Here is a 15,341-nt window from a genome sequence, read left to right on the forward strand (position 1 = left end):
CGGCTACCCCGTCGACCTCATCGAACTCGACCTCGACCTCGAAGCCGACCTCTCCATCGACTCCATCAAGCGCGCCGAAGTCGCCGGCGAAGTCGCCCAACGCCTCGAACTCGCCGTCGAAGGCGACGAGTCCGAGCTGGAAGACCTCGTCAAGGCCCGCACCGTCCGCGCCATGGTCACCTGGCTCGACGAGAAGCTCAACGGCGCGGTCACCGCGACGGCGACCCTGACCGCCACGGCGAGCATCGCCGCCCCGCCCGCCCCCGTCCAGGCCGCCCCCGCCGTGGCCCCGGCCGCGCCGGGGCCGGCCGACGCCGGGGTCGGCGTCGGGATCGCCCCGAAGCGGCTGGTGGCGCAGGAGAGCGTCCGCACCGAGCCGGTCGGCGACCCGGCCACCGTGCTCGCCGGCACCCGGTTCCTGATCACCGGCGGCGGCGCGATCGCGGCGTACCTGGCGGAGCTGCTCGGCGAGTACGGCGCCAGCGGCCAGCTCGGCGTGCTCGACAGCCAGCAGGCCGGCGAGGGCTTCGACGGGGTGCTCGTCCTCGACGGGCTCACCAACCTCGACGAGCCGCTGCTGCCCGACGTGTTCCCGCTGCTGCAGCGGGCGCTCGCGACCGGCCCGCGCTGGCTGCTGGCCGCCGGGGCCCGCGACGCCGCCGGTGCCGCCGACGGCATGCCCGGCCTGTTCCGCACCATCGCCCGCGAGTACCCGCAGCTGACCGCCCGCTTCGTCGAGGTGGACCCGGCCGCCGCGGCGGACGTGCTCGCCCGGCAGCTGCTCGACGAGGTGCTCACCAGCAGCGACGCGCCGGTGGTGTACCGCCGGGGCGACGACCGCTACGTCGCCGACCTGGTGCCGGTGGAGCTGGGCGCGCTGGCCGCCGGCGGAGCCGGCCCGGCCGGCGACGGGGTGGCCGAGGCTGCCGCGATCGGCCTGGAGCCGGACTCGGTGATCGTCCTGATCGGCGGGGCGCGGGGCATCACCCCGTGGTTCGCCCGGACGCTCGCCTCGGCCAGCCGGTGCCGCATCGAGCTGGTCGGCCGTACCCCGCTGCCGGAGGGCCCGGAGGACCCGGCGCTGGCCGCGGCCGGCGACAAGCAGGCCCTGGTCGCGGCGCTGGCCCGGCAGGGCCTGCGCAACCCCGCCGAGATCGACCGCACCGCCCAGCGCATCCTGGCCGCCCGGGAGGTCAACGCGACCATCGCCGAGCTGACCGAGCTCGGCGGCGAGGTCCGCTACCACACCCTCGACGTCCGCGACACGGCGGCGACCCGGCACCTGCTGGGCCGCATCCACGCCGAGCACGGCCGCCTCGACGGCCTGGTGTACGCCGCCGGGATCATCGAGGACAAGCTGATCGCCGAGAAGGACCCGGCGTCGTTCACCCGGGTCTTCGACACGAAGGTCGACGGGGCGCGGGGGCTGCTGACCGCCCTGGACGAGCTGCCCGCCAAGCCGCGCTTCGTGGTCTTCTTCGGCAGCATCGCCGCCGCCTACGGCAACCGGGGGCAGGCCGACTACGCGGCGGCCAACGACGCCCTGGACACGATCGGCACCCGCTACGCGGCCCGGACCGGGGTGCGCACCGTGACCGTCCACTGGGGGCCGTGGGCGCCCGGTGCCGGCCACGGCGGCATGGTCACCGCCGAGCTGAGCCGGGAGTACGCCCGGCGCGGCATCGGCCTGATCGACCCGGAGGAGGGCGCGCTGGCCCTGCTGCGCGAGCTGGCCTGGGCCGACGCGGCGGTCACCTCGGTCGTCTACACCGCCTCGGGCTGGTGAGCGCGCCGATGCCCCGCAACGCCCCCGCCCACACCGCACGACGGAGGAACCGATGAGCAACGGCGCACCCGCGCCCGGCCAGATCGCGATCGTCGGGATGGCCGCCCTGATGCCCTCCGCCGGTGACCTGGAGAGCTACTGGCGCAACCTGATCAACGGGGTCGACGCGATCACCGACGTGCCGCCGCACCGGTGGGACGAGGAGTTCTACGACCCGGAGCAGGCACACCGGCCGGACCGGATGTACTGCAAGCGCGGCGGCTTCGTCGACGAGTTCGCCACGTTCGAGCCGCTGCGGTTCGGGGTGATGCCCGCCTCCATCGGCGACATCGAGCCGGACCAGCTCATCACGCTGGAGGTGGCCGCCGCCGCGATCGACGACGCGGGCGGCACCGACAAGCTGCCCGACGGCGAGCGCGTCGGCGTCATCCTGGGCCGGGGCGGCATCCTCAGCCCCGCCCAGGCCCGCTACGCCCAGCGGGTGCGGATGTCCAGCCAGGTCATCGGGATCCTGCGGGAGCTGATCCCGGACGTCGACCCGGCCCGGCTGGAGCTGCTGCGCAAGAAGTTCGACGAGCGGCTCGGGCCGTACCAGCCGGAGGGGACCATCGGCCTGGTGCCGAACCTGGCCGCCTCCCGGGTGGCCAACCGGCTCAACCTGCGCGGCCCCGCGTACACCATCGACGCGGCCTGCGCCTCCTCGCTGATCGCCGTGGACCAGGGCATCACGGAGCTGCTCAACGGCCGGCTCGACGCGGTGCTCGCCGGCGGCGTGCACCACGTGCACGACATCAGCTTCTGGTCGGTGTTCAACCAGCTCCGGGCGTTGTCGCGGCAGGGCGAGATCCGGCCGTTCGACGCCGCCGCCGACGGGCTGCTGATCGGCGAGGGCACCGGCGTGGTGGTGCTCAAGCGGTACGCCGACGCGGTCCGCGACGGCGACCGGATCTACGCGGTGATCCGGGGCAGCGGGGTCTCCAGCGACGGCAAGTCCGCCAGCATGTTCAACCCGGCGGTCTCCGGGCAGGTGCTGGCCATCAGGCGGGCCTGGGAGGCCGCCGGGCTCGACCCGACCGCCCCGGACGCGCTGGGGCTGCTGGAGGCGCACGGCACCGGCACCCCGACCGGGGACGCCGCCGAGCTGACCACCGTGGCCCAGGTGTTCGGCCCGTACGCCGGCGGCCCCCGCCCGGTCATCGGGTCGGTCAAGTCGATGATCGGGCACACCATGCCGGCCGCCGGCGTCGCCGGCCTGATCAAGGCCGCGATGGCGGTGTACCGGGGCGTGCTGCCGCCCACCCTGCACTGCGAGTCCCCCCGGGCGGAGATGGCGGCGACCCGGTTCGCCCCGATCGCCACCGCGCAGCCCTGGGAGAGCGACGGGCCGCGCCGGGCCGGGGTCAACGCGTTCGGCTTCGGCGGGATCAACGCCCACCTGGTCATCGAGCAGGCGCCCGCGTCGGCCGGCGAGCCGCTCGTCGGGTTCACCGCGCCGGCCGCCGGCACCGGGGCGGTCACCGTCGACGAGGCCGACCAGGTGCTGTGGCTGGCCGCGTCGAGCCCGGCCGGGCTCGCCGAGCTGCTGGACCGCGACGACGAGACGGTACGCCGCCTCGGCGCCGACCTGGCCGCACGCTCGGGCGGCGACGCGCCGGGGCGGGCCCGCCTCGGCATCGTCAACCCCACCGACAAGCTGCTCGCCGTGGCCCGCAAGACGGTGGCCCGGGGGCAGGCGTGGCGGGGCGGGCGGGACATCTGGTTCAGCCCGCAGCCGCTGCTGGCCGACGGGGCGGGCAAGCTCGCGTTCGTCTTCCCCGGCCTGGAGGCGGAGTTCTCGCCGCGCACCACCGACCTGGCCGCCCACTTCGGGCTCCCCGACCGGGAGTGGTCCGCCGCCGACCTGGGCCGGCACGGCGCCGGCCTGATCGAGGTCGGCAAGCTGTTCAACGAGGCGCTGGAGCGCATCAACGTGCGCCCGGACGCGGTCGCCGGGCACAGCATCGGCGAGTGGACCGCCGCCGCCGTCAGCGGCCAGATCAGCACCGCCGCGATGGACGAGTTCCTGGAGCTGTTCAACGCCGACTCGGTGGAGGTCTCCGGGTACGTCTTCGCGGCCGTCGGCGCGGGCGCCGACCGGGTCACCCCGCTGCTCGGTGACTTCCCGGGGGTGGTGCTCTCGCACGACAACGCACCGGCCCAGTCGGTGGTGAACGGGCCGGAGACCCAGGTGGACCGCCTGGTGGAGGCGCTGCGGGGCCGCAACATCCTGTGCCAGAAGCTGCCGTTCCGCTCGGCGTTCCACACCCCCGCGTTCGCCGAGGGGCTGACCTCGATCGGCGCGGCGCTGGGCCGGTGGCAGGTGCACCCGACCCGGATGCCGGTGTGGTCGGCGACCCTGCACGCGCCGTTCCCGCCCGACGAGGACCAGGTCAACCACATCTTCGTCCGGCACATGATGGAGCCGGTCTGGTTCCGGCAGACCGTCGAGGCCATGTACGCCGACGGGTTCCGGGTCTTCCTCCAGGTCGGCGCGGGGCAGCTCGCCTCGCTGATCGGCGACAACCTGCGCGGGCGCGACCACCTCGCGATGCCGGTGAACACGGCGCACCGCACCGGGCTGAACCAGCTCCGCCGCGTCGCCACCGCACTGTGGGTGGAGGGGGCCGCCCCGGACCTGCGGGCCCTGACGACCCCGGCGCGTCCCGCGCCGGCCGCCCCGGCGAGCACCGCCCCGGCGAAGCCCGCCAGCAGCACCACCGGTCGGCGTGGTCCCCGGATGAAGCTCGACCTCGGCGGTCCCCTGGTCCGCCTCGGCGCGGACGCGGCCGGCCTGCTCGGGCTGGACGCCATGCCGGGCGCGACCGCCGCGCCGGCACCGGTGCGGCCCGCCGGCAACGGGGCGTCCGCCGCCCGGCCGGCGCTGGGCAACGGCACGGGCCCACGCCCGGCCGCCGGCAACGGCATGCCGGCCGCCCCGGTCGCCGCGCCGGCCCGCGCCACCGGCACCGGCACCGGCGCCCCGGCGGCACCGGCGGCACCGGTCGCCCGTCCCGCAACAGGCAGCGGCGCACCGGCGGCCACGCCCGCCCGCGCCGCCGCCCCGGCGGCACCGCAGCCGGTCGTACCCCAGGCCAGCGCCGCGCAGCAGGCCGGCGCCGCGCTGTCCAAGGAGGCCAGCGCCGCGGTGACCGCGGTGAGCCGGCTCGCCGGGCGGTCCAGCGCGGCGGCCGAGCTCGCGGCCCTGCTCCAGGACACCGCGCAGAGCGCGGCCAGCGTGCTGGCCGCGACCGGCGGCACCCTGGCCCCGGCCCGCCCGGCGCCGGCCGGCGGACCGGTCCGGTCCCAGCCGCCGCGACCCACCGTCGCGCCGGCCGCGCCCCGCAGCACGGCCCCGGTCGCGCCCCGCACGCCCCCCACCCCGGTCGTGCGCCCCGGCGTCAATCCCGGCGAGATCGGCCGGATCACCCTGCGGGTCTCCCTGGAGACCATGCCGTACCTGCTGGACCACTGCTTCTTCGTGCAGCCGGACGACTGGCCGGACCCGGAGGACCGGTGGCCGGTGGTGCCCGCGACCGCCCTGGTCGCGCACATGATGGACGCGGTGGAGCAGCTGCTGCCCGGCACCCGGGTGGTCCAGGTGCACGACGCCAAGTTCAACAAGTGGCTGATCGCCGAGCCGGCCACGGACGTCGAGATCGTGGTGAAGGCCGCCGGGCCGAACCTGTACTCGGTCGTCTTCGCCGGCTACGCCCGGGCCACGATCGAGGTCGGCACCGCGTACCCGGCACCGCCGGAGGTCTGGACGCACGACCCGGCCACCGAGCGCCCGCCCACCCTCGGCGCCGCCGAGATGTACGCGGAGCGGCTGATGTTCCACGGGCCGCAGTTCCAGGGCGTGACCGAGGTCCACGCGCTCGGCGACATGCACGTGCGGGGCATCGTCACCGCCCCGGTGCCGCCCGGCGCGCTGCTGGACAACGCGTTGCAGCTCATCGGCAACTGGCTGATCACCACCCAGCCGTTCCGGACGGTGGCCCTGCCAGTGGGGCTGGGCCGGGTGCGGTTCTTCGGGCCGCCCCCGCCGGCCGGCCGGGCGTTCGTCTGCGTCGCCCGGGTGCAGTCCATCGACGACGGCAAGCTCGTCGCCGACACCCAGCTCAGCTACCAGGGGCGGGTGTGGGCGCAGATCGAGGGGGCCGTCGACCGCCGGTTCGACAGCCACCCGCAGGCCCGCGTCGCGGAGCGCTTCCCCGAGCGGTACCCGATGTCGCACTTCCAGCCGGAGGGCTGGACGATGGCCTTCGACTGCTGGACCGACCTGGTCACCCGGGGCATGGCGGCCCGGGGCATCCTCGGCGGCGCGGCCTACGCCGAGTACGAGCGGCACCCGGCCAAGACCCGCAAGCAGTGGATGCTCGGCCGGATCGCGGCCAAGGACGCGGTGCGGTCCCGGCTGTGGGAGCAGGGCCACACCGACATCTACCCGATCGAGCTGACCGTCGGCAACGACCCCGACGGGCGGCCGTGGGTGCGCGGTCGGCCCGGCCGCGGCCTCGACGACTGCGACGTATCGCTGGCGCACTGCGCCGAGATCGGGGTGGCGATCGCCCGGTTGCGTCCCGCCGGTTCGCCGGCCGCGACGCCGGGCGTCGGCATCGACGTCGCCGAGGTCACCGACCACCCGGACAGCACGTTCGGCTTCGCCCTCACCGACGGCGAGGCGTCGCTGCTGGCGTCGCTGGCCGGCGGGGACGCCGCCGCACGCCGGCTGTGGTTCACCCGGTTCTGGGCGGCGAAGGAGGCCGTCGGCAAGGCGGAGGGCACGGGGCTGGACGGCAAGCCGCGCATGTTCCAGGTGCGCGAGGCCGCCGACGCCGTGCTGACCGTCGAGGTCGCCGGACGCGGCTACCGGGTCGGCTACCGGGAGGTCGACAACCCCGAGGACCTGCCGCCCCGGCGCTACGTCGTCGCCTGGACCTGGGGCCCGGAGCCGGCCCCCGCCACCCCGCCCGGGGTGTCCCGACCGTGAACGACCGACCGGGCCGGCCGACCGGCCGGCCCACCCCGACAGCAGGTCACCCCACCGGAACAGTAGAAGGAGCAACCATCATGGCCGCGGCCCAGGACAGCATCCTCGCCGACCTCACCGAGATGATCAACGCCGTACTGGGCGACTTCGCGACCGACCAGGTCATCACCATGGACACCACGTTCCGCGACGACCTGGGCATGGAGAGCATCGACGTCGTCTCGCTCGCCGGCCGGCTGCAGGCCCGCTACGGCGACACCGTCAACTTCGCCCACTTCGTGGCGAAGCTGGACCTGGAGACGGTGGGCGAGCTGCGGGTCGGTCAGCTCGTCGACCACATCGCCACCTCCCTGGAGGGCGACGGGGTCCCGGCGGGCAGCCGGTGACGATGGTCAAGGCGAACGGGATCACGCTGCACGTGCAGCGGCTCGATCCCGCCGGTCCGGCCCCCGCGGGCCGGACCGGGCCGACGCCGACGGCGGTGCTGATCCACGGCATGGCCTCGGACACCATGGCGAGCTGGTACTTCACCATGGCCGAGCCGCTGACCCGGGCCGGCTTCCCGACCGTCCTGTACGACCTGCGCGGCCACGGCCGCAGCGACCGCCCGGCCACCGGGTACGCCCTCGACGACTTCGTCGACGACCTGGCGGCGCTGCTGGTCGAGCTGGACGTCACGGGGCCGCTGCTGCTGTTCGGCAACTCCTTCGGCGGGACGATCGCCTTCGGTTACGCCGCGCGCCACCCGGACCGGGTGGCCGGCATCGTGGCCGTGGAGTCGTCCCCGCCGACGCCGGAGTGGATGGGCCGGGTGCGGATGCGGCTGGAGCGGGTCGCCGCCCGGCTGCCCCGCGAGGGGGCGCTGGCCGAGATCGGCGCGGCCCGGGGGCGCATCGCCGCCCGCCGGGCCGCCGACACCGGCCGGATGCTCGCCGAGACCACCATGACGGCGGAGCTGCCGGCCAGCCGGCTGCCGGCGCGCGACGCGCTCGCCGCGATCGCCTGCCCGGTGCTGTGCCTCTACGGCGGCGACTCGGCGGTGGGCGAGCTGGCCCCGGCCGTACGCGGGCTGCTGCCGCAGACCCGGGTCGTCGTCCTGCCCGACGAGAAGCACTCCGTCCTGATCGACCGGCCCGACTCGGTACGCCGGCACGTCCTCGCCTGGCTGGGCGAGGAGTGCGGGCTCGACGTGGCCCCACCCGTCACCACATGACAGCGCGACTTCCAGGAGGAATCCCGATGGACACCCCGATCACGGGTCGGTCGATCATCATCAGCAACGGACGCTGCGGCTCGACGCTGCTGTCCGACCTGATCCACGAGGAGCCCGACACGCTGTCGGCCCAGGAGTTCTTCATGTCGGTGACGCCGTGGGCGCGCAGCGCCGAGGTGATCACCGGCGCGGAGTACTGGGCGGTGCTGGCCAGCCCCAAGCCGGAGCTGGCCACGCTGTTCCGGATCGGGCTGCCGCCCAAGGAGGTCCGGTACCCGGCCACGGGCCGCTGGGCCGGCCGGATGACGGAGCTGCCCCGGATCCTGGCGATCACCCTGTCGAAGCTCACCGACGACCCGGACACCCTGTTCGACCAGCTCGCCGAGCGGGTCCCGAACTTCGGCACCCAGTCGGTGGCCCGCCACCACAGCGACTTCCTGGACCTGCTGGCCACGCTCACCGGCAAGACGCGCTGGGTGGAGCGCTCCGGCGGCTCCAGCCACCTGGCGCCGCACCTGCTCAAGGGCTTCCCGGACTGCAAGATCGTCTACCTGACCCGGAACCGGGAGGACACGGCGAAGTCGATGAGCCGGCACTCGTCGTTCCAGCTCATCCAGCTGCGGGTGGAGTTCCTGGGCCGCTGCGGCCTGGACCCGTTCCGGGTCACCGACGCCGACGACGTGCCGGCGGACCTCCAGCCGTTCCTGCCGCACCGGCTGACCGCCGAGGCGCTGCGCGAGCGCGGCGAGGACATGCGCCGCTACCTCGGGTTGTGCGCGTTCATGACCAGCCAGGCCGACCAGGCGCTGGCCGACGTGCCGCCGGAGCACCTGCTGCGGATGCGCTACGAGGACCTGGTCGCCGACCCGGTCGGCGAGCTGACGCAGCTCGGCGAGTACCTGGAGTTCCCCGAGGCCGCGCAGTGGGCCGAGCGGGTCGCCGGGCGGGTCGTCGCCCCGGCCCGCAAGCCCGCGCCCGCCGCCGCCTGACCCGCCCCACCCCACACCGCACCCCGTTCTCCTGCGCGCCGCGGCCCGGACCGCCGGGCCCGGCCGCCGGTGTCCCACCCTTTTTGCTGGAAAGAGAGGCAGTTGGTGAATCCACTCCGGATCTCCACTCGGCGGCTGTTAGCCGCCGTTGCCGTGCTCGGGCTCGGGCCCGTGCTGGCGGTTCCCTCGGCGGCGCTCGCCGCGCCGCTCGACGCCGCCGGGGCGGCCGGCGGCCAGCCGCCGACCACGCAGCTCCTCGCCAAGGCTCCGCCGGACGAGTGCTTCGCCGGGATCGGGCAGCCGTACCCGGCGGGCCCGCCCTGCGCCACGGGGCAGGCGAAGGTCAACCAGGCGTACCTGTGGGGGATGACCCGCGCCGGCCGGACGCTGTTCTTCGGCACCGGGGCGAACGTCAACTGCCTGACCAGCGGTCGGACGCTGGAGAACACCGTGCCCACGCAGAACGCCGACTGGGTCTGCGAGTACGGCGAGAGCCAGATCGCCAAGCGCAACCCCCAGTTGCCGGTCAAGCTGGGCGACCACCGCATCCCGCGGCTGTACACCTACGACACCAAGTCGAACCAGCTCACCGAGAAGACCGACGTGGTGAAGGCCGCCTCGCCCGACGACGCGACCCGGCTGCAGAACACTGTCGGCATCCGGGCCGCCGGCAACTACGGCGGCGTGGCCCTGCTGGGCGGACCGGCGCTGGGCGAGAGCATCAACCTCTTCGCCTTCGACACCGACACCGGCGCCTACCTGGGCTCGCACAACTTCACCTCGTACGGCAACATCCGGCACTTCACCGTGGCCGACGGCGCGCTGTACGCGGGCGTGGGCGTGGGCAACAACGGCGGCAACCGCGGCCACGTGCTGCGGTGGATGGGCAGCAAGACCGACCCGTTCAACTTCGCCCAGGTGGCGACCCTGCCGGCGCAGGCCGCCGACCTGACCGTCCACGAGGGCCGGATCTTCGTCACCACCTGGCCGGGCTCGGACAACGAGCTCGGCGGCGAGGCCGCGCCGGCCCCGGTGCCGGCGAGCATCGCCTCGGTGTGGATGAGCCCGAAGCTCTCCGACGGCGAGCCGGGGCTCACCCCGGACGACGACGCCGCCTGGCAGCAGGTGTGGAACGTGGCCAGCTACGAGCCGGACGCGGTGGTCGCCCGCAGCTACGGCCTGGGCGGCCTGGCCTCCTACGGCGGCTACCTGTACTGGGGCACCATGCACGTGCCGATGAAGGCCACCAGCCTGCACCTGAGCATCTACCCGCCGGTGGACGAGGCCGGGATCACCGCGACGGCCCAGAACACCCAGCGGGCGATCAGCATCTACCGGGGCAAGGGCTTCGGCTCGTCGAAGCAGAAGGTGGACCTGCTCTACGGCTCGACCGAGCTGCCCGCGTTCGACCCGGAGGCCAACGGCGGGGTCGGGGCGTGGACGACGAAGTCGACCAACTACACGCCGAAGTACGGCCCCGCCGGCTTCGGCAACCCGTACAACAACTACACCTGGAAGATGGCGGTCGCCGGCGGCAAGCTCTACGTCGGCACCATGGACTGGAGCTACCTGGCCAAGGAGTTCGGCCAGCAGACCGCCGCCCAGCTCGGCCTGTCGCCGCAGATGGGTGACGTGCTGGCCAAGGCCCCGGCCGTGGCGGCGGCGCCGGCCGGAGCGCGGGCCACCGCCGAGATCCCCGAGGCGGTGTACGGCGGTGACCTGTACGCGTTCCCGTCGACGAAGAAGGCGGCGACGACGATCAGCGACACCGGGGTGGGCAACTACCTGAACTACGGGGTGCGCAACATGGTGGTCGACGGTTCGACCATCTACCTGGGCATGGCGAACCCGATGAACCTGCGTACCGACCCGAACGACGACGTTCCCGAGGGCGGTTGGGAGCTGATCAAGCTCAAGGCCGGCTGCTGATCTCCGTGCCGCCGGCCCGGCGTCCCCTCCTGCGCCGGGCCGGCGGCCGGCAGCCCTTGCCGAACCCTGGCCCGTTCCTGACATTCCTCGAACATTCGCGGGCGAAAGTGTTCATATGATGACTTTTTCCGATTTTCGCCCTGCCGTCGGGGCTCCCGGCGGTCGGTCACGCCGGTCGCCCTCCCCCGCCGCCACCCGCCTCGCCGGGGCGCTCGCGCTCCTCGTCGGGCTGACCCTGCTCGCCGGCTGCACCCGGGGCGGCGGCGGGGCCGACGACGGCGGGCCGGGCGCCGGCCCCGCCTCCGACGGCGCGTCGGCGGCGGACGTGCCCGTCGGCTCCTCCGAGCGCACCCTGACCGTCGACGGGCGGGACCGCACCTACCGGCTCTACCGGCCCGCCTCGGCGAAGCTGACCGACCCGGTCCCGCTCGTGGTCATGCTGCACGGCGCGGCCGGCACCGGCGAACAGGCCGAGGAGGCGTACGGCTGGACGGAGGAGGCCGACCGCAAGGGCTTCGTGGTCGTCTTCCCCGACGGCATCAACCGTGCCTGGGCGGTCGGGCCCGAGTGCTGCGGCGCGCCCGCCCGCGAGGGCGTCGACGACGTCAAGTTCATCACGGAGCTGGTCCGCACCGTCGGCGAGACCGTCCCGGTCGACCCCGCCCGCACGTACGTCTCCGGGATCTCCAACGGCGGGCTGCTCGCGTTCCGGCTGGTCTGCGACACCACGGTCTTCGCCGCCGTCGGCGCGGTGGCGACCACGCTCACCGGGCAGTGCGCCGACCCGAAGCCGGTGTCGGTGCTGCACATCCAGGGCAAGCTCGACAAGACCATGCCCTACGGCGGCGGCCCCGGCCGGCGCGACAACGGCGGCACCGGCCGCAACCCGGTGAAGATCGACGGCCCGCCCGCCCCCGAGCTGGCCGCCCGGTGGCGCGCCGTCGACGACTGCGGCGAGCCGAAGACCACCACTGAGGGCCCGGTCGTGCGCACCGCCGCGACCTGCCCCGAGGGGCGCGGCGTCGAGCTGATCACCATCACCGACGCCGGCCACCAGTGGCCCGGCGGCAAGCCCAACCCGCCCCGCGCGCAGCGGCTGCTCAACCTCGACCCGCCCTCCACCGCGCTGAACGCCACCGAGACCATCTGGCAGTTCTTCAGCGCCCACCCCAAGCCCGCCGGCGGCTGACCGCCGCACCGCGCCGTCCGCCGCCGGCACCCCTCGTGCCGGCGGCGGACGGCGGCACCCCGCACCCCCAGACAGGAGAGCAGATGCCCAGCAGAGACGGGCCGGCCGTGGTCGAGGTCGCCGACCTCGTCAAGCGCTACCCCCGCAGCGACACCAACGCCGTGGACGGGCTGTCGTTCACCGTCGCGCCGGGCGAGATCTTCGGGCTGTTCGGGCCCAACGGCGCCGGCAAGTCCACCACCGTCGGCATCCTCACCACCCGGCTGCGGGCCACCGGCGGCCGGGTGATGGTCGGCGGCGTCGACGTCGGGCGCGACCCGGCGGCCGCCCGCGCCCAACTGGCCGTCGTGCCCCAGCACAACAACCTGGACCGCGCCCTGACCCCCCGGCAGAACCTGGTCTACCACGCGACCTACCACGGGCTGCCCCGGCGGGAGGCCGAGAGCCGGGCCGGGGAGCTGCTGGAACGCTTCGGTCTCACCGAGCGGGCCGACCGGCGCATCGAGGCGTACTCCGGCGGGATGGCCCAGCGGCTGATGATCGCCCGGGCGCTCACCCACGACCCGATGGTGCTCTTCCTCGACGAGCCGACCAACGCCCTCGACCCGCAGACCCGGCTGCTGATCTGGGGCCAGATCCGCCAACTGCGCGAGCGCGGCGTCGCGATCGTGCTCACCACCCACGCGATGAACGAGGCGGCCCGGATCGTCGACCGGGTCGGCATCGTCGACCACGGCCGGCTGCTCACCCTCGACACCCCGGACAACCTGGTCCGGGGCCTGGCCGGCGACGCGCTGCTCGACCTCACGCTCACCCCGGCCCCCGGCGACGACCCGGAGGCGCTGTGCGCCGCGCTGGGCGAGCTGGACGGCGTACGCAAGGCGGAGCGGCTCGCGTCGCCCACCGTGCCGGCCGGTCTGCGGCCCGGCGCGGGGCTGCCCGGCGGGGCCGGCGGCGGCGCGGCGCTGGCCGCCCTGGCCGCGCGGGCCGGCGGCGGGGCGCGGCCCGGTGGCGGCGGCCTGGCCGCCCTGGCCGGCGCGGGCCTGCTCGGGCGCGGCGGCGCGGCGGGCCGCAACGGCGGGGGCCCGGCCGGTCGTGGCCGGCTGCGCGTGCGCCTGCACCTGGCCACCGACCCCGCCGCGCTGCTCGGCGCGGCGGTCACCGTGCTCACCGCGCGGTCGGCGGCGCTCAACGCCATCGACATCGGGGAGCCGAGCCTGGAGGACGTCTTCATCGAACTGACCGGAAGGGAACCACGGTGACCGCTGTAGACACGCCGACCCCGCTGCGACCGGCGGTCACCCCGCGCGCCCGGCCCGGCGCCGGCCGGGTGTTCGCCGCCGTGCTGCGCCGCGACCTCATGGTCACCGGCCGCGAACTGTGGGTCATCCTGGTGCAGGTCGGGCTGACGCCGCTGTTCATGCTCTTCGTGTTCGACACGATCCTCGGCGGGCAGGGCATCGTCGGGCGCAACTTCGCCGACCTCTTCCTGCCCGGCATCATCGCGCTGGCCGCCCTCACCACCGCGCTGCAGAGCGTGGCCCTGCCGCTGGTGAAGGAGTTCGGCTTCACCATGGAGATCGAGGACCGGCTGATGGCCCCGCTGCCGACCAGCCTCGTCGCGATCGGCAAGCTGGTCATCGCCACCGTCCGGGGGCTGCTCGCCGCCCTGCTGATCTATCCGCTCGGCGCCCTGGTGGTCGGCTCGGCCCCGTGGCGGCCGGAAGGGCTGCCCCTGGCGTTCGTGGTGGCGCTGCTCGGCGCGTGGATCGGCGGGGCCATCGGGATGAGCCTGGCCACCACCCTGCCGGTGCAGCGGATCAACGTCACCTTCTCGGTGATCCTCACCCCGATCATCTGGACCGGCTGCATCCACTACCCCTGGCCGAGGCTGTCGCTGCCCTGGTACCAGGTGGTCACCGCGCTCAACCCGATGACGTACGTCTCGGAGGGGGTGCGCGGCGCGCTGCTGCCCGAGGTGCCGCACATCCCGGCGTGGGTGTGCCTGAGCGTGCTCACCGGGGTGGCCGTGGCGCTGACCTGGCTCAGCGTCCGCTGCTTCAGTCGACGGGCGGTCCAATGACCGCCCGGGCGTTTCCCACCGGCCCCTGCGAGGAGCTGCCATGCCGCCCCTGACCCCTCCGGAAACCGACGCGGGCCTCGCCCGCCGGCTCGCGGCCCACGCCGGCGAGCTGCTGCTGCGGGTACGCTCCGCGCACGGCCACGGTGACCCGGCCGCGCTGAAGGCCGCCGGTGACCGGGCCTCCCACGACCTCCTGCTCGCCGAGCTGGCGACCCACCGCCCGGACGACGCGGTCCTGTCCGAGGAGGACAAGGACTCCCGCGTCGTCGGAAGCGTCGATGCCGGCGGCCGGCTCACCGCCGACCGGGTGTGGATCATCGACCCGTTGGACGGGACCCGGGAGTTCTCCGAGGAGGGCCGTTCGGACTGGGCGGTGCACGTGGCGCTGTGGGCGCGTACGGCGTCGACGCCGCACCGCCTGGTGGCGGGGGCCGTCGGCCTGCCCGCGCAGGGGCGGGTGCTGGTGACCGACGACCCGCCGGCCCCGCCGGCACCGTCCGCCGGCCCCGGCGCGCCGCTGCGGCTGGCGGCCAGCCGCAGCCGTCCCCCGGCCTTCCTGGCGGAACTGGCCGCCGAGATCGGCGCCGAGCTGGTGCCGATGGGCTCGGCGGGGGCGAAGATCGCCGCTGTGGTGACGGGTGAGGTCGACGCGTACGTCCACGCGGGCGGCCAGTACGAGTGGGACTCCGCCGCCCCGGTGGCCGTGGCCACCGCCGCCGGGTTCCACGCGTCGCGCGTCGACGGTTCCCCGCTGACCTACAACCAGGCTGACCCGCGCCTGCCCGACCTGCTGGTGTGCCGTCAGGAGCTCGCCGCGCCGCTGCTCGCCGCCCTCGCGCGGCAGCTCTCCGGCGCGGCGGCCCCCGGCTCCGGCGTCCCCTCGACCGGAGGCGTCCCCTCGACCGGAAAGGACACGCGATGAGCAGCGGATCGGCTGCGTACCAGGTCTCCCAGCTCGACGAGTTGGAGGCGGAGAGCATCTTCGTGATGCGTGAGGTGGTTGCGGAGATGGAGCGGCCGGTGCTGCTCTTCTCGGGTGGTAAGGATTCGATCGTGATGTTGCGGTTGGCGCAGAAGGCGTTTGCGCCGGCGAGTGTGCCGTTTCCGGTGATGCATGTGGATA

The 15,341-nt window shown here is 74.7% G+C and carries 11 protein-coding genes; all 11 read left to right on the forward strand.

The features are described 5' to 3' along the window. Positions 1-1,786: SDR family NAD(P)-dependent oxidoreductase (locus LPU61_RS31285; RefSeq protein WP_229406962.1), on the forward strand; the 1,786-nt coding region annotated here is incomplete at its 5' end. A 52-nt stretch (positions 1,787-1,838) separates the two neighbouring features. Then, positions 1,839-6,815, forward strand: a complete 4,977-nt coding sequence (locus LPU61_RS31290; RefSeq protein ID WP_229406963.1) for a type I polyketide synthase — start codon at positions 1,839-1,841, stop codon at positions 6,813-6,815. 80 nt (positions 6,816-6,895) lie between these two features. Continuing rightward, positions 6,896-7,201 carry an acyl carrier protein gene (locus LPU61_RS31295; protein ID WP_043963276.1) on the forward strand — a complete coding sequence of 102 codons (306 nt, stop codon included), beginning with the start codon at positions 6,896-6,898 and terminating at the stop codon, positions 7,199-7,201. A gap of 2 nt (positions 7,202-7,203) precedes the next feature. After that, complete coding sequence (locus tag LPU61_RS31300; RefSeq protein ID WP_229406964.1) at positions 7,204-8,028, forward strand: alpha/beta fold hydrolase; 825 nt, start codon at positions 7,204-7,206, stop codon at positions 8,026-8,028. Between the two features lie 26 nt (positions 8,029-8,054). Then, complete coding sequence (locus LPU61_RS31305) at positions 8,055-9,017, forward strand: sulfotransferase domain-containing protein (protein WP_229406965.1); 963 nt, start codon at positions 8,055-8,057, stop codon at positions 9,015-9,017. Positions 9,018-9,122: 105 nt separating this feature from the next. Continuing rightward, positions 9,123-10,946 carry a hypothetical protein gene (locus tag LPU61_RS31310; RefSeq protein ID WP_229406971.1) on the forward strand — a complete coding sequence of 608 codons (1,824 nt, stop codon included), beginning with the start codon at positions 9,123-9,125 and terminating at the stop codon, positions 10,944-10,946. Between the two features lie 118 nt (positions 10,947-11,064). Next, on the forward strand, positions 11,065-12,135 hold the full coding sequence (locus LPU61_RS31315; protein ID WP_229406966.1) for a PHB depolymerase family esterase: 1,071 nt from the start codon (positions 11,065-11,067) through the stop codon (positions 12,133-12,135). Between the two features lie 83 nt (positions 12,136-12,218). Beyond that, on the forward strand, positions 12,219-13,397 hold the full coding sequence (locus tag LPU61_RS31320) for an ABC transporter ATP-binding protein (protein WP_229406967.1): 1,179 nt from the start codon (positions 12,219-12,221) through the stop codon (positions 13,395-13,397). Next, the gene (locus LPU61_RS31325; protein ID WP_144420248.1) at positions 13,394-14,218 is read left to right on the forward strand and encodes an ABC transporter permease; all 825 of its coding nucleotides are present in this window, start codon (positions 13,394-13,396) and stop codon (positions 14,216-14,218) included. The genes LPU61_RS31320 and LPU61_RS31325 overlap by 4 nt, the downstream gene beginning before the upstream one ends. A gap of 40 nt (positions 14,219-14,258) precedes the next feature. After that, positions 14,259-15,140 carry a 3'(2'),5'-bisphosphate nucleotidase CysQ gene (locus tag LPU61_RS31330; protein WP_077937630.1) on the forward strand — a complete coding sequence of 294 codons (882 nt, stop codon included), beginning with the start codon at positions 14,259-14,261 and terminating at the stop codon, positions 15,138-15,140. Further along, positions 15,137-15,341, forward strand: a 205-nt coding sequence (locus tag LPU61_RS31335; protein WP_229406968.1) for a phosphoadenosine phosphosulfate reductase family protein, incomplete at its 3' end; no start/stop codon positions are given. The genes LPU61_RS31330 and LPU61_RS31335, both read left to right, overlap by 4 nt.

It is taken from the genome of Micromonospora sp. NBRC 110038 (assembly GCF_020884815.1).
Classification (GTDB): domain Bacteria; phylum Actinomycetota; class Actinomycetes; order Mycobacteriales; family Micromonosporaceae; genus Micromonospora; species Micromonospora haikouensis.